Source organism: Labrenzia sp. PHM005, from assembly GCF_006517275.1.
Classification (GTDB): Bacteria; Pseudomonadota; Alphaproteobacteria; order Rhizobiales; family Stappiaceae; genus Roseibium.
This window is the reverse complement of sequence record NZ_CP041191.1, coordinates 5,028,226-5,049,015: the sequence shown is the minus strand read 5'-3', so window position 1 is coordinate 5,049,015 and position 20,790 is coordinate 5,028,226. Positions and strand designations below refer to the sequence as shown.

General features: G+C 56.0%; 16 protein-coding genes. 10 read left to right on the top strand and 6 right to left on the bottom strand.

The annotated features are described in order from the left end of the window. Nucleotides 1-353 precede the first annotated feature (353 nt). The 3 genes from cysD to FJ695_RS22850 all read left to right on the top strand — a co-directional run bounded on the left by cysD (nucleotide 354) and on the right by FJ695_RS22850 (nucleotide 5,245). The gene (gene cysD, locus FJ695_RS22860; RefSeq protein WP_141187586.1) at nucleotides 354-1,283 is read left to right on the top strand and encodes a sulfate adenylyltransferase subunit CysD; all 930 of its coding nucleotides are present in this window, start codon (nucleotides 354-356) and stop codon (nucleotides 1,281-1,283) included. Continuing rightward, entirely contained in the window at nucleotides 1,283-3,217 is a 1,935-nt protein-coding gene (gene cysN, locus FJ695_RS22855; protein WP_141187585.1) for a sulfate adenylyltransferase subunit CysN, read from the top strand. The genes cysD and cysN overlap by 1 nt, the downstream gene beginning before the upstream one ends. 186 nt (nucleotides 3,218-3,403) lie before the next feature. Next, entirely contained in the window at nucleotides 3,404-5,245 is a 1,842-nt protein-coding gene (locus FJ695_RS22850) for an alpha/beta hydrolase (RefSeq protein WP_247653714.1), read from the top strand. A 90-nt stretch (nucleotides 5,246-5,335) separates the two neighbouring features. On the opposite strand, the gene FJ695_RS22845 is transcribed toward FJ695_RS22850, so the two are convergent. Then, complete coding sequence (locus FJ695_RS22845) at nucleotides 5,336-5,809, bottom strand: YbaK/EbsC family protein (RefSeq protein WP_141187584.1); 474 nt, start codon at nucleotides 5,807-5,809, stop codon at nucleotides 5,336-5,338. Nucleotides 5,810-6,053: 244 nt separating this feature from the next. On the opposite strand from FJ695_RS22845, the gene FJ695_RS22840 reads away from it, so the two are divergent. After that, the gene (locus FJ695_RS22840) at nucleotides 6,054-6,245 is read left to right on the top strand and encodes a hypothetical protein (RefSeq protein ID WP_141187583.1); all 192 of its coding nucleotides are present in this window, start codon (nucleotides 6,054-6,056) and stop codon (nucleotides 6,243-6,245) included. Nucleotides 6,246-6,290: 45 nt separating this feature from the next. Here the strand turns inward: FJ695_RS22840 and FJ695_RS22835 are convergent, their stop codons facing one another. Next, nucleotides 6,291-7,445 (bottom strand): FAD-binding oxidoreductase, encoded by a 1,155-nt coding sequence (locus FJ695_RS22835; RefSeq protein ID WP_141187582.1) that lies wholly within the window; start codon nucleotides 7,443-7,445, stop codon nucleotides 6,291-6,293. Between the two features lie 74 nt (nucleotides 7,446-7,519). Between FJ695_RS22835 and mnmD the strand changes: the two genes are divergently transcribed. Next, the gene (mnmD, locus tag FJ695_RS22830) at nucleotides 7,520-8,272 is read left to right on the top strand and encodes a tRNA (5-methylaminomethyl-2-thiouridine)(34)-methyltransferase MnmD (RefSeq protein WP_141187581.1); all 753 of its coding nucleotides are present in this window, start codon (nucleotides 7,520-7,522) and stop codon (nucleotides 8,270-8,272) included. Nucleotides 8,273-8,295: 23 nt separating this feature from the next. Here the strand turns inward: mnmD and FJ695_RS22825 are convergent, their stop codons facing one another. Beyond that, nucleotides 8,296-10,731: an EAL domain-containing protein gene (locus tag FJ695_RS22825; protein WP_141187580.1), complete on the bottom strand. Its 2,436-nt coding sequence runs from the start codon at nucleotides 10,729-10,731 to the stop codon at nucleotides 8,296-8,298. A 335-nt stretch (nucleotides 10,732-11,066) separates the two neighbouring features. Here FJ695_RS22825 and FJ695_RS22820 point away from each other — a divergent pair, with 335 nt between their 5' ends. Continuing rightward, nucleotides 11,067-11,375: an EthD family reductase gene (locus FJ695_RS22820; protein ID WP_141187579.1), complete on the top strand. Its 309-nt coding sequence runs from the start codon at nucleotides 11,067-11,069 to the stop codon at nucleotides 11,373-11,375. A 76-nt stretch (nucleotides 11,376-11,451) separates the two neighbouring features. Here FJ695_RS22820 and FJ695_RS22815 read toward each other — a convergent pair whose 3' ends face one another. Then, the gene (locus FJ695_RS22815) at nucleotides 11,452-12,408 is read right to left on the bottom strand and encodes a 2-hydroxyacid dehydrogenase (RefSeq protein ID WP_141187578.1); all 957 of its coding nucleotides are present in this window, start codon (nucleotides 12,406-12,408) and stop codon (nucleotides 11,452-11,454) included. A 260-nt stretch (nucleotides 12,409-12,668) separates the two neighbouring features. Here FJ695_RS22815 and FJ695_RS22810 point away from each other — a divergent pair, with 260 nt between their 5' ends. Continuing rightward, nucleotides 12,669-13,826 carry a sirohydrochlorin chelatase gene (locus FJ695_RS22810; protein WP_141187577.1) on the top strand — a complete coding sequence of 386 codons (1,158 nt, stop codon included), beginning with the start codon at nucleotides 12,669-12,671 and terminating at the stop codon, nucleotides 13,824-13,826. A 353-nt stretch (nucleotides 13,827-14,179) separates the two neighbouring features. Here FJ695_RS22810 and FJ695_RS22805 read toward each other — a convergent pair whose 3' ends face one another. Further along, a complete protein-coding gene (locus FJ695_RS22805; RefSeq protein WP_141187576.1) occupies nucleotides 14,180-14,842 on the bottom strand; it encodes an FMN-dependent NADH-azoreductase in 663 nt (220 codons plus the stop codon). A gap of 128 nt (nucleotides 14,843-14,970) precedes the next feature. Here FJ695_RS22805 and FJ695_RS22800 point away from each other — a divergent pair, with 128 nt between their 5' ends. From FJ695_RS22800 to FJ695_RS22790, 3 genes are all read left to right on the top strand, one after another. Beyond that, nucleotides 14,971-15,840, top strand: coding sequence for a LysR family transcriptional regulator (locus tag FJ695_RS22800; RefSeq protein WP_168206463.1), 870 nt, complete (start codon nucleotides 14,971-14,973; stop codon nucleotides 15,838-15,840). 395 nt (nucleotides 15,841-16,235) lie between these two features. Further along, the gene (ettA, locus tag FJ695_RS22795; RefSeq protein WP_141187574.1) at nucleotides 16,236-17,885 is read left to right on the top strand and encodes an energy-dependent translational throttle protein EttA; all 1,650 of its coding nucleotides are present in this window, start codon (nucleotides 16,236-16,238) and stop codon (nucleotides 17,883-17,885) included. 482 nt (nucleotides 17,886-18,367) lie between these two features. Continuing rightward, nucleotides 18,368-19,510, top strand: a complete 1,143-nt coding sequence (locus tag FJ695_RS22790) for a glycine cleavage T C-terminal barrel domain-containing protein (RefSeq protein WP_141187573.1) — start codon at nucleotides 18,368-18,370, stop codon at nucleotides 19,508-19,510. A gap of 359 nt (nucleotides 19,511-19,869) precedes the next feature. Here the strand turns inward: FJ695_RS22790 and FJ695_RS22785 are convergent, their stop codons facing one another. Next, on the bottom strand, nucleotides 19,870-20,622 hold the full coding sequence (locus FJ695_RS22785; RefSeq protein WP_209010788.1) for an ABC transporter substrate-binding protein: 753 nt from the start codon (nucleotides 20,620-20,622) through the stop codon (nucleotides 19,870-19,872). Between the last annotated feature and the right edge of the window lie 168 nt (nucleotides 20,623-20,790).

The following is a 20,790-nucleotide window of genomic DNA, read 5'->3' as shown; positions in this document are numbered from 1 at the left end:
TCCTATTCAGGAATGCTTTCCAATCCGTGAATCGAAATGAATACAACGCCAGAATGTCGTCAGCTCTTTTAATAATTTGGGAGTCGGACTCGATAAAAAGACTAACGCTTTTTATGATCTGAGCAGATCGTGGAATGTCATTCCTTGAATTGATTATGGATAGGTCTCTATCTCTACGGTCACACACCAGGGCCTGAAGCACAGAGTTTCCGCCTGTTTTTAACAAGAATGCTGCACGTTGCCTGCTCCGGAAAAGGTCAATTGATCTACAACTTGGAGACTTGGTGAGTACCAGACTAACCAGTACTACTTGGTGAAACCCCGGTTATTCGGGGTCGGGACTAGATACGAATATGGATATTGGGCCGATAGAAGTGACGTCAGAGCGCCTTAGTAACCTCCGCCGATTAGAGGCGGAGAGCATTCACATCATCCGCGAGGTGGCGGCTGAGTTCTCTAATCCGGTGATGTTATATTCCATCGGCAAGGACAGCGGTGTCATGCTGCACCTGGCGATGAAGGCGTTTTATCCGTCCAAACCGCCGTTTCCTTTGCTTCATGTTGATACCACTTGGAAGTTCAAGGACATGATCACCTTCCGGGACGAGACCGCCAAGCGCCTGGGCCTGGATCTCTTGGTGCACACCAATCCGGAAGGACTGGAAAAGGGCATCGGCCCGTTCTCCCACGGCTCATCCGTGCACACCCATGTGATGAAAACCGAGGCGCTGAAACAGGCACTCGACAAATACGGCTTTGATGCTGCTTTTGGCGGCGCGCGCCGGGATGAAGAAAAGAGCCGGGCCAAGGAACGGGTGTTTTCCTTCAGGAATGCCCATCACGGCTGGGATCCGAAAAACCAGCGTCCGGAGCTGTGGAACCTCTACAACGCCCGTGTCGCCAAAGGCGAGAGCATCCGCGCCTTTCCGCTGTCCAACTGGACCGAGCTGGATATCTGGCAATACATCCTGACGGAAAACATCCCGATGGTGCCGCTGTATTTTGCCAAAAAGCGTCCGGTAGTGGAGCGCGACGGCATGCTGATCATGGCCGACGATGACCGTTTGGTTCTGCAGCCGGGCGAAAAAATCGAAGAAAAGATGATCCGTTTCCGCACGCTCGGCTGTTACCCGCTGACCGGTGCGATTGAATCGGACGCGGCTACATTGCCGGAAATCGTCAAGGAAATGCTGATTGCCCGCACGTCCGAGCGTCAGGGCCGCCTGATCGACAAGGACGAAAGCGCCTCGATGGAAAAGAAAAAGCGTGAGGGGTATTTCTGATGAGCGTTCTGGAAGAGACCCTGACAAGTGCCGATGCGGTGACTGCTTATGTCGCCGCTCAAGAGCAAAAAGACCAGCTGCGGTTTTTAACCTGCGGTTCGGTGGATGACGGCAAGTCGACGCTGATCGGCCGCCTGCTTTATGACACCAAGCTGATTTTTGAAGATCAGCTGGCCGCCCTGGAACGCGACAGCAAAAAACATGGCACGGTCGGCGAGGACATCGATCTGGCGCTGCTGGTCGACGGCCTGGAAGCAGAGCGCGAGCAGGGCATCACAATCGACGTCGCCTACCGTTTCTTTGCCACCGAAAAGCGCAAGTTCATCGTCGCCGATACGCCCGGCCACGAGCAATACACCCGCAACATGGCAACCGGCGCCTCAACCGCCGATCTTGCCGTGCTTCTAGTCGATGCGCGCAATGGCCTGCAGGTGCAAACCCGCCGCCATGCCTTCATTGCCTCGCTGCTTGGCATTCGCCATGTGGTCCTGGCGGTCAACAAGATCGACCTTGTTGGGTACTCAGAAGACCGGTTCGACGAGATCCGCAAGGAGTTCGAGACCTTCGCCAATGGCTTTGACTTTGAAAGCCTGCAGGCGATCCCGATGTCGGCGCGCTACGGCGACAATGTCACCGCCAAAAGCGAACATCTTGCCTGGTACGCTGGACCAACCCTGTTGGAGCATCTGGAAACGATTGAGGTCGGCGAGCATGAGCTGGACGCCCCATTCCGCTTTCCCGTGCAATGGGTGAACCGGCCGAACCTGGATTTCCGTGGCTATTCCGGCACCATCGCCAGCGGCAAAGTGGCCGTTGGTGATGAGATCGTCGTGGCAGGTCCCGCGAAAACCAGCCGGATCAAACAGATCATTGCACCTGATGGGGATGTCAGCTCAGCGCGGGCAGGCGAAGCGGTGACGCTGACGCTCGAAGATGAGATCGATATCTCCCGCGGCGATCTGCTGGCAACGCCGTCCGCCCGTCCGGATGTCGCGGACCAGATGGCGGCGCACCTCATCTGGATGTCGGAAGACGCGCTTTTGCCAGGCCGCTCCTATCTCCTGAAGATCGGCGCAAAAACCGTCAATGCCCAGGTGACGGAGATCAAACACAAGATCAACGTCAATACCTTCGAACATATGGCTGGTAAGACGCTGGAATTGAATGAGATCGCCTTCTGCAACTTGAGCCTATCCTCCGATGTTGCCTTTGACCCGTACGAGGCCAACCGGACCACCGGGTCCTTCATCCTGATCGACCGGATGAGCAACCAAACGGTCGGGGCAGGCATGGTGTGGTTTGCCCTGCGCCGGGCAACCAACATCCATTGGCAGGCGCTGGAGGTCGATCAAAAGGCCCGCGCTGACAAGATGGGTCAGCAGCCGGCGGTGCTGTGGTTCACCGGGCTATCGGGGTCGGGCAAGTCGACCATTGCCTCGCTCGTTGAAAAGAAACTGCACGCGGAAGGCCGGCACACCTACACGCTTGATGGCGATAACGTCCGCCACGGGCTCAACCGGGATCTCGGCTTTACCGATGCAGACCGGGTGGAGAACATCCGCCGTGTGGGCGAGGTCGCCAAGCTGATGGCTGATGCAGGGCTGATCACGCTGGTCTCCTTCATCTCGCCGTTCCGCTCAGAGCGGCAGATGGCGCGCGATCTTCTGCCAGAAGGCAGCTTCATCGAAGTCTTTGTCGACACACCCATCGAGGAGTGCAAGAAGCGCGATCCGAAGGGGCTTTATGCCAAGGCTGAGCGGGGTGAGATCAAGAACTTCACCGGGATCGACAGCCCCTATGAAGCGCCGGAAAACCCGGAGATCCGCATCCAAAACGTCGGCCGCCCGCCTGAAGAAGTTGCGGACGAGATCGTCAACTTCTTAAGAGAACGCGGCTTCTTGAGTGTGTTCGGGATGTATGGTGACGGGATCTAAGTCCTAAGGTCCAATCAAACGCCCTTCCGGGCCCAGTTTTGCTGTGGCCCGGGGGGGCATGAATTTCAATTGAGGCATCCAGCCAGTTTTATCTGTGTTTGACGGCGTTTTGACCGGGGTCAAACATCTTTTCCCTAGACGGGGTATCTTGTCCTGGCATCACAGAACGGTTGCGAGGACAGGATTGTGGCCGATATTGCCGGACGCAAAGAACTTTCACCAAATGATCTCAACGCACTGGCGCCCGATCCGGGGGCGCTCCTAAAGGCAGTCGGAACTCCTGAGCTGCATACGCCGGAGATGGCTGAGCTCAAGAAACCATATCCTTTTGATCGGTTGTTGCATGCAACGATGGCCCGAGCGACCGCGGGCATCTCGCCCATCTCCGTATCCATGGCGTTTTTTGATTGGGCCGCGCATCTGGCCGTGTATCCATCTAGGCGGTCAGATCTAGCGCGTTGCGCAGCGGACAAGTGGTTGGCGTATTTGGCCTATCTCTGCCAAGCCGCTGCGGATCAGGATGTTGTGCCGGTCGCAGAGCCGGAACCGCGCGACCGGCGGTTCAAACATGAAGGCTGGTCGGTATGGCCGTTCAACGCCTATCAGCAGGCATTCCTGCTTGGTGAACAATGGTGGGACGAAGCGACAAAAGGCATTCACGGCGTATCCCGACATCATAGCGAAGTGGTGAATTTCGCGGTGCGCCAGCTGGTCGATACGCTGTCACCATCCAATGTCCCCTGGATGAACCCGGAGGTGATGGAGACTGCCCGCACGCACTGTGGCGCCAATTTTGTTAAGGGATTTGGTAACTTTCTGGAGGATATGAGCCTTTTGGCCGACGGCGGTTTGCCGCCCGGGAATGGAGAATTCCGGCCCGGCAAGGAAATCGCGATAACACCAGGTAAGGTGGTTTATCGAAATCACCTGATGGAGCTCATCCAATACAGCCCGGCGACGGATAAAGTTTACGCCGAACCGGTGTTCATCGTTCCGGCCTGGATCATGAAATATTATATTCTCGATCTATCGCCGCAGAATTCACTGGTGAAATACCTGGTCAACAAAGGCCATACGGTGTTCATGGTGTCGTGGCGGAACCCGGAGGCCGCCGACCGCGATCTCGGGTTCGAAGACTATATCCAAATGGGGGTGCTGGAGGGTTTGTCAGCCGTCAGTCACCTTGTCCCAAACCAGAAAATTCACGCGGTCGGTTATTGCCTAGGTGGCACGTTGCTGATGGCGGCAGCAGCTGCGCTGGCCAAACGTCCGGCCAATGACCTTAAATCCATCACGCTGTTCGCCGCGCAAGTGGACTTTGAGGAAGCTGGGGAATTGATGCTGTTCACCGATGACAGTCAGCTGGCTTACACAGAAGATCAAATGTGGGAACAAGGCTATCTGGACAAACATCAGATGGCCGGTGCGTTCAACATGCTGCGGTCGAACGATCTGATCTGGTCGCGTCTGATCCACAGCTATTTGATCGGTGAGCGAAGGCCTCCGAACGATTTGATGGCCTGGAATTCTGACGCCACACGGATGCCATACCGCATGCACTCCGAATATTTGCGCAAGCTCTATCTGAACAACGAATTGTCCGAAGGGCACTTCAAGGTCGAGGGCAAGGCAGTCGCGCTGCGGGATATCAAGGTGCCGATTTTTGCCGTCGGCACGATCTCAGACCATGTGGCCCCCTGGACATCGGTTTACATGCTCAATCTCTACACAGATACGGATGTGACCTTCGTGCTCACGAGCGGCGGGCACAACGCGGGGATCGTTAATCCACCCGGTAATCCCAAACGCCACTACCAGATCGCGTCGAAAGCCGAAAACGCCAAATACATCCATCCATCGAAATGGATCGAGACAGTACCCCGCCAGGAAGGATCCTGGTGGCCGGCATGGCAAACCTGGATCAGCAGGCTTTCAGGAGAACAGACACCTCCTCCTTCTATGGGCAGTGAGGCTGCGCCGTATCGTGTCTTGTGTGACGCACCAGGGACGTATGTCCATCAGACTTAGAGCGGCCAAAAGCTGATCGATTATTGGCAGCTAGATCATCCTGTTTTCAACTGAACGCAGGATGATCTAGCCGGATAGGCTAGCTACTCCTCAGGCTGCAACCACCGCCTGGCAAACATCCACCCATTCCGCGTTCGTGATCTCTGCCATGTGATCAGGCGCTATGCGTACCGCTGCATTGGTCGCACCGGCCGCAGGAATAACCACGTCAAAGTCCTTCAAGGAGATGTCGCAGTAAACCTTGAGCGGGGAGGGCAGGCCGAAGGGGCAGACGCCGCCGACCGGATGGCTGGTCAGATCGACAACGTCCTCGGCACTCAACATCTTGGCTTTGCCGCCAAAGGCTGCTTTTGCCTTTTTGTTGTCTAGACGGGCATCGCCGCGGGCAACCAGCAAAAACACGGTATCTTTCACGCGGAAAGAGAGCGTTTTGGCGATTTGCCCCGGCTCAACGCCATGGGCTGCGGCGGCCAGGTCCACCGTGGCGCTGCTGTCTTTTGTGACGAGAACTTCGAGATCGGGCGCAGCTTCCGCCAGATGAGAACGGACAGACTCAAGCGACATTCGAGAACCTTTTCGGGAGTAAATTGGGGTTCATACCTTAGGGGAAGATATGCGAGCTTTCCAAAATTCCTGGCAACCCTACATTGTTTGTGTGTAAGTTCACAGGCAGTGTGGTGATCGTCAAGAATTCGTTCACTATGATTTCATAACCTGAGCTGGTTTTATGGAGAACAGCGTATGGTGGCTGAAACCCGTCATCCAAGGCGGCAGACAGCACATACCAAGAGGTAAATAGGACACGCCAATGGCTAAAGCCATGCCAGCATTTGCACAAGATCGCCAGCGCCGCATTGAGGCGGATGCCGCGCGTCAGCGCAAAATGCCGGACGGAGATCCTGACAGCGTCGTCTTTCTTGTTGTCAAGAACAGCCTGTTTTGGGGCTCAATGGCCTTGTCGATGGCGGCGATCTACGCTGCAGTTTCACTTTTTCTCTAACGATTGGCTCCCGGCCCCTCCAAAACGCGACCAGCGTTTTAGACTCTAGTTATCCGTATCCAGCCTGTTGACGCCAAAATGATGATCGGGACGGAATGTTTCCGGCAGATCGGCGATCGCCTGCCTGCCAGCAATCTCTGAGACCAGCGCATCGGCCACCAAATGCGCTATGCCATAAGAAATCTTGAAGCCACCAGTTGCCGCATAGGTTTTTGTGTGGCCGGGAAGCAAGCCGATGAGCGGGTCGCGCTTGTTGCACCTTGGCCGGATCCCGGCCCAATCTGTCAAAACATTCCTTCCCTCCAGCGACGGGCAAAAGGCCGTTGCCCGGCGGATCAGATCCGCTGAGCGTTCCGGATCAACGTCTGTATCCTGGGACGTCCGGTCCGATGTGCTGCCGATTGCGACAGTGCCGTCGGCATGAGGAACCACATAAAGCCCATCGCAATAGATTGCCGGCCGGTCTTCCAGACCATGGCCGTCTAACAAAAGGGCTTGGCCTTTTTCGCCCCGGCCAATGTTCTCGCCGGTGAGTTTTTCAATCAAGGTGAACGCCGAATGGCCTCCAGCAACGACAAAATTGCTGGCTTGGACTGTCGCGCCATCGGCAAGAAGAACAGTTCCCGTTGTTTCCTCAAAATCTGTAACGCGTGTGCCTTCCACAAGCGAACCTCTGGCAGCGATATAGGCGGCAAGTGCTTTTAGATAAAGACGCGGCGCAGCCCGGGCCGCCAGAGTTTCAAAAACGATGCCAAAAGGAGCCGCGTCTGCGCTCAGCCAATCCGAGCGGCTGCCCTGAGGTTCCACAGTATAGGAAAATCCGGTTTCGTCCGGCTGCCAGCGCAATTTGCTTTCTTCTGCCCGCTCCAGATGATGGTCCAGCTTGTCCTGTGTGGTCAACGGTAAGATCCGGCCTAAACGTTTGTATCCGCAGTTGACACCCGTCGCGGCTTCAAGTTCCTTGATATGATCGGGCAGGGTTAAGAGCGCTTGAAACTGGAACTCCTTTTTTGGGTTCCAGCGGGCCGGCATATGCGGCATCAAGGCACCGAGCAGGCCGCCGCTTGCCCCTGCGCCAACATGTTTGCCGTCGAATACCACGACCTTGAGGCCTGCCTTGAGCGCCATATAAGCGACTGAAAGGCCAAAAATCCCGGCACCGGCAATCGCCACGTCATAAGTGTTGGAGGTCGGAGCCACGTTGGTCCTCACGCTTGATCGGGTCAGGGGGCTCCCTTATGAGGGGCCATTGAACAGAGGCTTGGTTTAGTGCTGTGACGGACGAAGAGCAAAGAAAAACAGATGCGGCCATTCGACCGCCGGAACTGGAATGGTTGGACGGGGATGTGCCGCGCGCCGAAGGGTTCGATGACACCTATTTTTCCAAAGCAGGTGGGCTGGCCGAAACGCGCCATGTTTTTCTGTCCGGTAATGGGCTTCCGCAGAGGTTTATCGGGCGCAAGAAATTCACAATCGCAGAATTTGGTTTTGGCACCGGCCTGAATTTCCTGGCAACGCTCTTGGCCTTGAAAGACGTCAATCCGGCGCCGGCCCTGACCTTTGTGTCGTTCGAACTTCGCCCAATGACAGCAGATCAGCTATTGAGGGCTTTGGCGGCTTTTCCCGAGCTCGGTGATCTGCCTGGTCAATTGGCGGCGGTTTGGGCACCAAATCCCGGCTGGAGCGTCATGACCGTCGGTGGCGCACAGCTGGTTCTTGGAACTGGCGATGCGCGCCATCTCATTGGCGAATTTCGAGATCAGGCCGTTGCCCCCTTACAGGACGGGCCGATGCCGCCGGTGGATGCCTGGTTTCTGGATGGGTTCAGTCCGGCGAAAAATCCGGAACTTTGGGACGCGGAGTTGTTGAAATCCGCGGCAGACTTAACCGCCGACGGTGGCACACTGGCAACTTATACAGCCGCCGGCTGGGTGCGCCGGAACCTTCAAGCCGCGGGGTTTGAAATCAAAAAGGTCAAGGGCTATGCGGGAAAGCGGGAAATGGTGATTGGCCGCAAGGCGGCTTAAACTTCAGCACTGGAGCAAGCGGCTTAGCTCGCTGACGAGTGTTTTTGCAGATCCGGGCCAGCAAATTGGTTGTTGATCTGTCTGGAATACCAATCTGGAAGTTCCTGTGCGGCCATCGGTTCGGCAATGGCATTCCCCTGACCGTACCGGCAGCCATGTTTGCGCAGCCAGCTGGTATGGCCATCGGTTTCGATGCCTTCTGCGAGAATGTCGAGATTGAATACCCGGCCCATTGAGATGATGGTTTTCAAGATCTCCTGGTCACGCAGGTTTTCTGGGCTGCCGCGTACCAAGTCTTGATGTATTTTCAAGGTGTTGAGCGGAAGGTGCTTAAGGCAGGTGAGAGATGAATAACCTGCGCCGAAATCATCAAGGGCGAAGCGTACGCCGAGGTCCTGACAGCTCTCGATAACGGACTTCATCGTGCTGATATCAAGCAAGACGTCGGATTCAACAAATTCGATTTCCAGGTGCTCCGGTGTGATGTCGGTATGCCGGTCAAGATGCCCGTGGAGAACCTCCTTGAAATCCGGCGCCATAACCTGAAGTCCGCTCAAATTGACACTGACATTCAGGTCCAGGCCCTGTTTTTGCCAGTTCTGCAGTTGCCGCAATGTCTGATCCAGGACCCAGTTGCCAATTGCGAGGGCCAGGGCGGGGTGCTTGCGGATGGGCGGAAGAAACTCTTGCGGGACGAGCAATCCGCGATCCGGATGCTGCCAGCGCAAGAGTGCTTCGCAGCCGATGATCAGGCCAGTCTCGAGATCTGCCTTTGGTTGATAAAACAGCCGGAATTCATTCTTCTCCAACGCGGTCTGTGCTTCGGCAACCTGTGTGTGGTAGGTCGCCAGCGCCTTGTCCTTGTCAGGATCAAAAAAGCGGTAACGGTTGCGGCCGGCCAATTTGGCTTCATACATTGCTTGATCCGCTTGCCGCTCCAACTGCTCCCCAGATATGGCATGGTCTTGGGGATAGAAGGCGACACCAATGCTGGCGGTGACGGAGGTGGTAATTGGGCCGAGAATAAATTGCTCGGAAGCAGCCCTCAAAATCCGCTCCAATGTACCAACGCAGTCGCGTTCGTGGTGCAGGTCCGTAATGATGGCGACAAATTCATCACCACCTATCCGCGCCAACGTGTCCTCTATCCGCAAAGCGGCCTTGAGCCGCCGGGCGATCGCCACCAAAAGTGCATCGCCGGTGGAATGTCCATAGGTGTCGTTGACGGCCTTAAAACCATCGAGGTCAATGAAAGCCACAGCGATGAAAAGATCGTGGCGGCGCGCCCGCGCCATCGCCTGGGTGAGCCGGTCCGCCAGCAGATCCCTATTTGGCAGCCCTGTGAGCTTGTCGTGCCTTGCGAGTTTTTCCAGCGCCTTCTCGTTGTTCTTGAGTTTTGTGATATCGGAAAACAGGCCAATATAGTTGTCAACCTGGCCGCTTTCGTCCTCTACAGCACTCAACGTGAGCAAGGCGGGAAAAGATTGGCCATCCTTTTTCCGGATGTTGACGTCTCCGCGCCAAACGCCATTGGCATTGACGGCATCCAAGCGGTCGCGATAGGCCGATGCGCTGTCGGTTTCCGGATGAAGCAGACCTGCATTCTTGTTGTGAAGATCCGACAGACCATACCCGGTAATGTCGGTAAAGGCACCGTTGACATCCAGGAAGCGGCCTGTCGCGTCAGCGATAAAGATCCCTTCATGGGCAAACGTGAAAACACTGGCGTTGAGCTTCAGCGCATTTTCCGCGGTTTTCTTCTCCGTCACATCCTGCGCGACAGCATAGATAAGCCGCCGGTCTGGGTCGGTTCGAGCGGACCAACGCAAATGCCTGTAGCCGCCATTTTCGCAAATCCAGCGGTTTTCAAAACCGTCTACATTTTCCCCGGCGATAAGCAGCTTGAATTGATTGGCCGTGTTTTGGCGGTCATCGGGATGGAGGAGATTGCTGGGGGCAACGTCAGTCCGGTTCCGAGGGTCGTATCCAAGCGTATCTTCCCAAGCGCTGTTCAATCGGAGGATTTTGCCGTCGAACTCGGCAATCATATTTAGTGACTGGGACTGTTTGAAAAAAGTTTCTGCAAATTGCTGACTATGCTTGTGTTCTTCAACTTCCCTGGACAACTCAAGCGCGCGTCTTTCGACCTGGGCTTCAAGCGTTTCATTCTTGTCTGCCAGCCGCTTGTGAGACTGGTGCAGTTGGCGGTTCACGGACAGTGCGCTCATGTAGCGCCATCCAGCAAAAGCGGCAATTATGGCCGAACCCAAGGTGATCAGGATTAAGCCAGTTGGTCCGGTGGTCCAACTCAGTGCTGAAAAGGCATCAACTTGGGCTGTGGTGATATTCGGTACGGCGTTGATATCTACTGCCGCGCTGCCGGCGATAGGAAGCGCCAGAAATATCAGCGCTGCCGCAGCCGAAATCAGGAAACGTATGCCAAACGCGTATCGTGCCATATCCTCGTCCGGTCTTTTGTGCCCCGGTTCGGATCTTTACTTGCCAGGTAGATCGGGTGGAGGCCTTTAAACAGACTAAAACATGCGCATGAATAGATGAACAATAAGATAAGTTCTGGTTTGTTTGATAGGATGTAATTTCATTTCAAACTCAATTGCGTAATCGCTGCGGTGAGTTCCTATCAGTAGTTGCATTTGTTGTGCGGGTTATATGTTTTGTTTCTAGTTTTACAGAAACAATCTCGCTCAACAACGCGAGCCTTGACGTTTGGGTGAGTGTCCTTTGCTATTGCTATGTCTGCATCAAGACACCGCAATAAAAGGGGATTTTCGAAATGGCTGTTTCTTTACAAGTGCTTTATCCCGTTGGTCCGGAAACGAGATTTGATTACGACTATTACGCGAAGACCCATATGGCGTTGGTCGCCGAGCACATGGGACCGCACGCTGTCAGCGTGCAAGCGGTCAAAGGCTTGGCTGGCGGTCCGGATACACCACCGGAGTTTTATGCCGTGGCGACCATGATTTTTGAAAATCAGGAAAAACTTCAGGCTGCATCAGCTGCGGCCGGTCCCGTGACCGCCGATATTCCGAACTACACCAACACCAAGCCGCAGTTGTTGATCGGGGAAGTGATCGGCTAGCGGCTAATGTAATTTAGGGCATGGGGCTTTTACGTCAGGTGCATCGGCCCAACGGAGTTGTCGGGCCGTCTATATTTCACTTTTTCATCTCTGGAACCGGCGTAATGGCTTTGCCGGTTTCAAACCAGCTTTTGATATTGTCTGCGACGAGCAAGGCCATGGCGTCGCGGGTCGCCTGACTGGCCGAGCCGACATGAGGCAGGACCGTCACCCTTGGCAGCTTCAGCAAGGCATCCGGAACATTGGGCTCGTCTTCAAAGACATCCAGCCCGGCGCCATAGATGGTGCCGTCTTCAAGGGCCGCAATCAGCGCGGTCTCATCTATGACCGAACCACGGCCGATGTTGATGACAACTCCGGTGGGGCCGAGCGCTTTCAGGACTTCGGCGTTGACCGCATGCTGTGTGGCCGGACCGCCGGGCGCCACAACCATGAGCGTATCGCAGGCTGCGGCCAGCTCTGTGAGGCTTGCGTGGTAGGTGTAGTCGACACCGTCTTGTTTTGAGCGGCCGTAATAGTGGATGTCCAAACCAAAGGCTTCCGCCCGTTTGGCGATCGCCTTTCCGATCCGGCCAAGCCCAAAAATCCCGAGGGTGCGGCCGCGCACCGTGGCTTGGGTCGTCGGATAGGGCTTGCGCTCAGCCCACTTGCCCTCTCGCACCCATTGTTCGGCCTGGCCGAGTTCGCGGATTGCCATGATCATCAGGCCGATGGCGGTATCGGCAACCTCCTCATTGAGGACATCCGGGGTGTGGGTCACCATGACGTTCTGGCCAAGGCAGGCCGGCACATCGATGTGGTCATACCCAACACCGAAGCCGGCAACGATTTCCACATTCGGCAATTTTTCCAGAAGGTCAGGTCCAAAGGGGCCAAACCCCAGCGCAACCCCGCGAATTTTTTCAGAGATCTTCGCCAGCTGCGTGTCCTTGTCGTCCGCCTCAAAGAGTTTGTGAACGGTAAAACGTTTTTCAAGCTCAGCTTCCGCGATCGGCAGCAGACGGTACGGCATCAGAATGTCGGGTTTGGCCATGGAGAAATCCGGAAATGGGTTATTGGACAGGAGCGCCCACTGGTAAATGGATTCAGACTTCGCGTCGAGGTGTCTTTGTTGGATCGCCCAAAGATGGACCCGGACATTGGAAGATACGTGCTGGTGGCGCCGGACCCAATAAGTCTGGAGACAGGGCCAAAAACCGGCCGCGAAACCAGACTGGACACCGGCCCAGAAAATTCTGCTTTCAACCGGCTGGCATTGCGGGCTATCTACGGCGCAACAAAGAGAGGCCGCTTATGTCGAAGACGGGCATTATGATTTGCGGGCACGGCAGCCGCGCCAAAATTGCCGAAGAAGAATTTGCATTGCTCGCCAAGGGCTTGCGGGACCGCTATCCGGAAATGCCGGTTGAGTACGGCTTTCTGGAATACTCTGCGCCGAACATTCATATGGGCCTTGATTCCCTGCGCGATCAGGGCGTCACCCACATTCTGGCGGTTCCGGGCATGCTGTTTGCTGCCACCCATGCCAAGAATGATATTCCCTCCGTTTTGACAACGTATCAGGAAAAGAACCCGGGACTGACCGTCAGCTATGGCCGGGAGCTCGGCCTGCATCCGCAGATGATTGCCGCCTTTGAATCGCGCATTCTGGAGGCGCTGGGCGTGGATCACGTGCACGACGGTGATCTTTACGACACCATGCTGATCGTTGTGGGGCGCGGCACGTCTGACACTCTCGCCAATGCAGAGGCTGCGCGCCTCACTCGCATTGTCACCGAAAACTTGGGTTTCGGCTGGTCGGAAACCGTTTATTCCGGCGTCACCTTCCCATCCGTCGGGCGCGGCCTGGAGATGGCCTTGAAGCTTGGCTACAAGAAGATCGTCGTTGCGCCGTACTTTCTGTTTTCGGGCAAGCTGATCGACCGGATTTACAATTATGTCGACACCGTTGCGGCAACCGCGCCGGATGTCACCTTCCTGAAAGCCCATTACCTGGCCGATCAGGCGCATGTGATCGACACGTTTGTCGAGCGGATCACGGAAGCGGCAGAGGGCTCTCTGGTGGAAACCACCGACCTGATGGCCTCCTTCAAGGAGCGCCTGGCGCGCGGCGAGGTAGATGTTCATCACCACCATGCCGAATACCGCGATCCGGACGATGATGAAGCGCCGAACGCTGGCCACGACCACGGTCATGACCACTCTCACGGGCATGGGCACGGCCATCACCATCACCATGGGCATGGCCACGATCACGGTCACAGCCACGGCGTCTACAAGCACATCGCCCACCCGAACGGCCCGCGCACCATGATCGATCAGGGCGTTTGCTGCTGCTTCATGGGTCAATTCCCGCAAGAGGTCATCGACGAGGAACGGGCATTGCGCAAAGAGGCGGGCGTTCAGGCAGAAGAACCTGAACAATTGCCGGCTTGCGCACCCGGACGCTGATCACGGCAGATTTTTTTGGCACAGACCCCTAGCCTATGCCAAGAGCGCTGCCCCGGACCTGATCCGGGGGCAAACAAAAAGGTTCTGATGTGTTAGCAGGTCCCGGCGCGAAGGCCGGGACGTCATCGGGATTGGGCAAAGCCACATGAAACCCGGTCATCCCCGCCCTGTGCGGGGATCTACTCATTTCCAGAGAACTGGCGGCAAAAATTACGGCCAAGCGCGCCATAGTGGCGTGTTGGAATGGATCCCCGCACGTTTCCACTTCGTGGGGCGGGGATGACCGCCTGAATTTGTGAAAGGTTACGCCACACCCTCAGACGTCATCCCGGTAAAGGTCCTGACTGTTGCGCCTATGCGGCTGCCGCATCTATCTCTCCCGCCAGCCTTTTTGCCAATTCACGCGCTTCACGATGGGCATTCTCTAGCGATCGCGCATGGCGCGCGTCCTTAAATTCCTGGTATTCGACCGCAATGTGATGCATCTCGCGCGCTCCCAAGTACCCGGTCAAGGTTTGAAGGTGCGCCACCAGATGATTGCGGCCGTCATTGAGCTCGCCAGGGCCAAAGCCGAACTCACCGGAGGCGCCCGCCAGAACGAGCGTCTTACCTGAGAAGATCGGTTCTAGCGGACGGTCGCCGCGCGCAAGATCAAAGGTAAATGTCTTGCCGATCCTGATCACCTGATCGACCCAGGCCTTGAGGCCTGCCGGCATGCCGTAGTTGTAAAGCGGCGAAGATATCAGAATGAGATCGGCAGCCTGAAGCTCTTCAATCAGCGTGTCGGAGAGCTTCAGAACTTCTTTTTGTGTGTCTGAGCGTGTGTTTTCCGGTTCGAACGCCGCGGTAATCCAATCTTCGTCGATGAGGAACGGCGGGTTTTTTCCGACATCGCGGCGGATGACTTTAAGGTCTTGCTGGCTCTTGGCGAGGTTTTCTTGAAATGTGTCGGCGAGCGCCCGGCTGAGCGAGCCGCTGACCCTTGTGGAAGCGTCAAGTCTGAGAATGGTGGTCATGATGAGCGTGTCCAATGATCTCGATAGATTAGGCCAATGTGTCTCTTGGCAAAAAATTGCATTGAAATTCTTTGAGAACAAACGCATCTTTCTGACGTATAAGTAAGAAAAATTAATCTATGAGGCTCATGGCTTTTCCATCCGCGACTGCTCTCAGGGTATTTGATGCGGCGGCCCGGCTGGGCAGCTTTAAGGCTGCCGCCAACGCATTGAATGTGACCCCCGCCGCCGTGTCTCATCAGATCCGCGGGTTGGAGGCGCATTTGGGCACCGGCCTGTTTGAGCGGGGCACCCGCAAGGTGGTGCTGACATCCGCCGGCCAGAGGTTGCTTGCCGCGACAGGACCGGCATTTCAGCAGCTTGAGGCGGCGGTCGAGGAGATTGCCTGTGAGGGGCAGAAGCTGTCTTTGACCACAACGCCGGCCTTTGCCGCGCTTTGGCTCATCCCGCGCCTTCGTACCTTTGAGGCCGCGCATCCGGGGATTGCCGTTCATGTCGATACGTCTGTTCGAGCGTCAGACATGCGCCGGGACCGGAGTTTCGATCTTGCGATCCGGTATGGGCAGCCGCCAGAAGATGGTGGGATCGCCTTTACCGAGGTGTTCGGGGCCTATGCCGCGCCCGCCTATCTGGAAGCCTCAAACGAGAGACTGTTTGACACCCTCATCGAAACGGAATGGCAATCGGAAAACCTGCCTGGAATAACCTGGCAGGCCTGGTTCGACGCGCACGGAAAAGAGTTGGGGGGGACGGCAGGGATCCGCCGGTTCCAGGACGAGCAGCATGTGATCAACGCTTGCCTCGCCGGGCAAGGGCTTGCGTTGGCCAGCTCTGTTCTGGCTGGCGACTACGTTCAGCGCGGCTGGCTTGTGGCTGTGCATCCCGAAACGGCGCTGGAAGGCCTGAGCTACCGCGTGATCATCGCGCCGGACCGTCAGGAGACGAAAAAAGTCCGCCAGTTCACAAAATGGTTCTGCGCCGAAATGGGGACGGAATGAAGTGCGGGGAGTTCAGCGGTTTTGTGCCCATGGAGAAGCAAACACACGGGCCGTAAACGGGTCCAAAGTTGTTCAGGCTTAATGCTCTGGTTGACTTTCTCACTAGTTTTAGATGCGAGCCTCGCGAAATAAACCATCGTCATCCCGCACTTGATGCGGGATCCATACCGCTTCCTTTCCACTCGATCAGCCGTGCTATGGGCTGAGATTACGGAATAGATTGCAGGATCAGGCCCTGCAGTGACGGAGCTGCGTGACGCTCGTTCCCCAGAGCGGCTGGCCTAAGGAACATTGCCAAAATCCCCCCATTGCCCCAAAGAGCCCTTTCGCGTAAAAGGGCGCCAGATTTTTTCGAAAGAATCCCGACATTCCAACTTGCGGAGACGACGAGCCCCATGGCGCGCCAGTTCATCTATCACATGCATGGCCTGTCCAAGGCCTATAACGACAAGAAAGTCCTCGACAACATCCATCTGTCATTCTACCCGGACGCCAAGATCGGTATTCTGGGCCCGAACGGCGCCGGTAAGTCGACACTTTTGAAGATCATGGCCGGTCTCGACACCGAGTATTCTGGTGAGGCTTGGGCCGCGGAAGGCGCGAAAGTCGGTTATCTACCGCAGGAGCCGAAGCTCGACGAGACCAAGACGGTCCTTGAGAACGTCATGGAAGGCGTTGCCCACAAGCAAGCCAAGATCGACCGCTACAACGAACTGATGATGAACTACTCCGAAGAGACCGCCGACGAAGGTGCTGCTCTTCAGGACGAGATCGACGCCCAGGACCTGTGGAACCTGGAAAGCCAGGTGGAAATGGCGATGGAAGCCTTGCGCTGCCCGCCGTCAGACAGCTCCGTTGAAAATCTTTCTGGTGGTGAGCGCCGCCGGGTGGCGCTCTGCCAGCTGCTGCTTTCCGAGCCGGACCTTCTGTTGCTTGACGAACCGACCAACCACCTGGACGCGGAAACCGTTCACTGGCTGGAACGCCACCTGCGTGAGTTCAAAGGCTCCGTCCTGATCATCACCCACGACCGCTACTTCCTGGACAACGTCACCGGCTGGATCCTGGAGCTCGACCGCGGTCAGGGCATTCCTTATGAAGGCAACTACTCGGTCTATCTGGAAAAGAAGACCAAGCGCATGCAGCAGGAGGGGCGTGAAAACATGGCCCGCTCCAAGGCTATCGACCGCGAGCGCGAGTGGATGGGCATGTCGCCCAAAGGCCGCCAGACAAAATCCAAGGCCCGTATCAAGGCCTACCAGGATCTGGTTGCCATGCAGGAAGAGCGTCTGCCGACCATTGAGCAGATCCTTATTCCGGTGGGCGAGCGCCTCGGCGCCAACGTCATCGAACTGGATGGCGTGTCCAAAGGTTTTGAAGACCGCCTGTTGATCGAAGATCTGTCCTTCAAGCTGCCGCGCGGCGGTATTGTCGGTGTCATCGGCCCGAACGGCGCCGGTAAATCGACGCTCTTTAAAATGCTGACCGGCCAGGAAAACCCGGACAAGGGCAACATCACCGTCGGTGACAGCGTGCATCTTGGTTATGTTGACCAGTCCCGCGACAAGTTGGACCCGAACAAGACTGTTTGGGAAGAGATTTCCGACGGCAACGAGATCATCTATCTCGACGGCAAGGAGATCAACTCGCGCGCTTATTGCTCGTCCTTCAACTTCAAGGGCCCGGCTCAGCAGGCGAAAGTTGGCGATCTCTCCGGTGGTCAGCGCAACCGCGTGCACCTGGCGAAGGTCTTGAAAAAAGGCGCCAACGTGCTGCTGCTCGATGAGCCGACCAACGACCTCGACACCGAGACCTTGGCCGCCCTCGAAGACGCGCTGGAAAACTACGCCGGCTGTGCCGTGGTGATCTCGCACGATCGTATGTTCCTCGACCGTCTGGCCACACACATGCTCGCCTTTGAAGGCGACAGCCATGTGGAGTGGTTTGAAGGCAACTTTGAGGACTACGAGAAAGACAAGGTCCGCCGCCTCGGCGCCCATGCCGCCGACCCGCGCCGCATCAAGTACAAGCCGCTGACGCGGTAAGTTCTGACCTCATTGAGCGATTTGAAAAGGCGGGGCTTTGCTCCGCCTCTTTTTTTGAGAGAGAGGCTTTTTGCGCACTCGGCTTTGCCTCTGCCCCGTCATCGTCGGGCGTGACCCGAGGATCCATGCCGTTTCGTTGCCCCATGCACCGTTGGGTAAAAAAGGGGGAACGGTCTGGATGACCCGGTCAAGCCGGGTAACGACGAATGAGTGGTAAATTGATTTCGATATGAACCTAAAAGGCGGTCCATTGGGTCGCCTTTTTTTGAGCTTAACCGCGTCCTGAACCGAAACATGTATATAGGTTTTCCGATGTCGCACTTGTGACAGGGGGTGACCCTCTTTGGCTTTTAGCTCGCAGCTGTATTTATTACTTTGCGTCAAGCAGGCCTGATGTTTGACGTCCAATTTTGCCGGAAGAGAGCTGCCGGCAACGATCTGCCGAAGGTCAAACAACATCCTATCAAGCGTGGGAGGAACACGTGAGCGCAGCCGCTGAATTCGGATTCGGAACGCAGATCAGAAAGTCGCCCTATTTCGAGGCGACGGTGCGTTGGGGCGCTAAGGCGTTCTCCGTCTACAATCACATGTATATTCCGCGCGACTTTGGCGACCCTGAACAAAACTTCTGGAATCTCGTCAAGGATGCCATCCTGTGTGATGTGGCTGTCGAACGGCAGGTGGAGATCACCGGTCCGGATGCGGCGGCTTTTGTCCAGAAACTGACACCGCGCAACCTGTCCAGCATGGCGGTTGGCCAGTGCAAATACATCCTGATCACCAATGCCGACGGCGGGATCATCAATGATCCCATCCTCCTTCGGCTTGGCGAGAACCACTTCTGGATCTCCATTTCCGACAGCGATGTCCTGTTGTGGGCGCAAGGCGTTGCGTTGAATTCGGGATTGGATGTCTCGATCTCCGAGCCGGACGTTGCGCCGCTGCAGCTTCAAGGCCCAAAATCCGGGACGATCATGCAGGCTCTGTTTGGTCAAGAGATCATGGACCTGCGCTACTATTGGCATCGCGAGGTCGAGTTGGACGGAATTCCGTTGATCGTGTCCCGCACGGGCTGGTCCAGCGAACTAGGTTATGAGCTATTTCTGCGCGATGGCAGCCGCGGCGGCGAGCTGTGGGAAAAAATCATGGCAGCGGGTGCGCCGCTGGGCCTCAAGCCGGGCCACACATCGTCGATCCGCCGCATCGAGGGCGCCATGCTGTCGTATCATGCCGATGCGGACCTTCAGACAAATCCGTTTGAATTAGGTCTGGATCGCCTGGTGGACCTGTCGATGGATGCTGATTTCATCGGCAAAGCCGCACTTCAGCGGATCCGCGATGCCGGTGTTGCCCGCAAACAGGTTGGCCTTGTCATTGGCGGCGCCCCGTTGCGTGGTCCGAACACCACCTTCTGGGCGGTTCGCAAAGATGGGGAGGCGATTGGAAAAGTAACATCGGCGGTGTATTCGCCGCGGTTGCAACAGAATATTGCTCTAGCGATGATTTCTGCCGATTGTGACCGTCTTGGAGCGGAGCTTCAGATCGACATTCCAGAGGGGCCGGAACGCGCCGTCATTGTCGAAAAGCCGTTTTATGATCCACGCAAGATGATCGCCGTGGCTTGACAGATATCTCAGACCCGGGAGGAGTTGGCGTCATGTGCCTCGGTCACATGAAACCATTGAATTGCAACGTGTTCTAACTGATCACTCCCATGCGCACTCCGCCGGGCTGGTGTCCATAGACCACTCAGAAACGGGCAGCGCTTCCAGGTTGCTCCGGATTGTTTTGCCGTTCAAGAAGCTTTTCCGGTCAAAAGGTTAGCGTCACATTCGGCGGTTGGGGCCTCGCCATAGGTGTCCACCGCCGCCGACCCGCGCCGCATCAAGTATAAGCCGCTGACGTGGTAATGCAGTGGCTGCATACACTCATAAAACCCGGAAACACATTCCGGGTTTTTGTTGCAAAAATATTCGTTTTTCGGTCAGTTGGCGGTGTGCCCGGCTATGATCTTTTCGATCGTGCCGTCTTGTTTCATCTCAACGATGGCAGCATCAAAGGCTTTTATGAAAGCCTTCGCGCCGGGGCCTTCCCAGGCTTTTGGATAGGCAACCATTGACCTTTCTTCGCTGGCGATGCTGATGAAGTCTACGTTGTCCAGTTGGCTGTCTCTAATGACCTTTTCGGCAACCAAACGTTCCTGCACGTAACAGTCAACGCGGCCAAGATCGACCTTCATCAAGTTTTGCTCGGTTGTCAGCGCCTCTTCCAGCGTAATGTCGCCAGCGTCCACCATTGTAAAAAACTGATGGCCCGGTGTTTCAAAGCTGGAATTGTTTCCGAAAATCAGTCCCTTGTAATCAGTTGGGTACGACCAGTCCGGGCTCGCAACACCTTTTCTGCAGTAGATGCCGACCTGCTCTATCAGCAAGGGTTCGGAGTAGGCTTGAATCCATGGGCGTGCTTCGGGCTGGTAATATGCTCCGACAAGACCCTGTGCCCTGCCGACTTCCGTCAGTTTAACCGCTCTTGGCCAGGGCAGCGCGTCAAGTCGCAGATGGTCGTTTGTATCCATGCGTGCCGCTGCTGCACGAACAATGTCTGTGAGTATGCCGGCAGGTTCGCCGTCCGATTTCGTCATGTAGGGTGGATAGGCCTCGTCCAGCACGAAGCGGACTTCAGCAAACACCGAAGATGAAGTGAGTAGAAGACTGGCTGCAAGCAATACTTGTCGCACGAGTTATCCTCGTCCATGTGCCGAGATCAAAAGATGGTCGTTTTAAAAACTTAAGGAACGATTGCAAGGGTACGAGAACAAGATGTTTAGCTAGCGGTGTATGAAAATCAGCAACGAAGAAATTATTGTTTTTGGGGGAACATTAAAGTCGATTCGGGAATTTTAGCC

Coding starts and splice junctions, on each gene's coding strand:
- cysD (WP_141187586.1), top strand. CDS start 354: ATGGATATTGGGCCGATAGAAGTGACGTCAGAGCGCCTTAGTAACCTC.
- cysN (WP_141187585.1), top strand. CDS start 1,283: ATGAGCGTTCTGGAAGAGACCCTGACAAGTGCCGATGCGGTGACTGCT.
- FJ695_RS22845 (WP_141187584.1), bottom strand. CDS start 5,809: ATGTCGCTTGAGTCTGTCCGTTCTCATCTGGCGGAAGCTGCGCCCGAT.
- FJ695_RS22840 (WP_141187583.1), top strand. CDS start 6,054: ATGGCTAAAGCCATGCCAGCATTTGCACAAGATCGCCAGCGCCGCATT.
- FJ695_RS22825 (WP_141187580.1), bottom strand. CDS start 10,731: ATGGCACGATACGCGTTTGGCATACGTTTCCTGATTTCGGCTGCGGCA.
- FJ695_RS22820 (WP_141187579.1), top strand. CDS start 11,067: ATGGCTGTTTCTTTACAAGTGCTTTATCCCGTTGGTCCGGAAACGAGA.
- FJ695_RS22815 (WP_141187578.1), bottom strand. CDS start 12,408: ATGGCCAAACCCGACATTCTGATGCCGTACCGTCTGCTGCCGATCGCG.
- FJ695_RS22810 (WP_141187577.1), top strand. CDS start 12,669: ATGTCGAAGACGGGCATTATGATTTGCGGGCACGGCAGCCGCGCCAAA.
- FJ695_RS22805 (WP_141187576.1), bottom strand. CDS start 14,842: ATGACCACCATTCTCAGACTTGACGCTTCCACAAGGGTCAGCGGCTCG.
- FJ695_RS22800 (WP_168206463.1), top strand. CDS start 14,971: ATGGCTTTTCCATCCGCGACTGCTCTCAGGGTATTTGATGCGGCGGCC.
- ettA (WP_141187574.1), top strand. CDS start 16,236: ATGGCGCGCCAGTTCATCTATCACATGCATGGCCTGTCCAAGGCCTAT.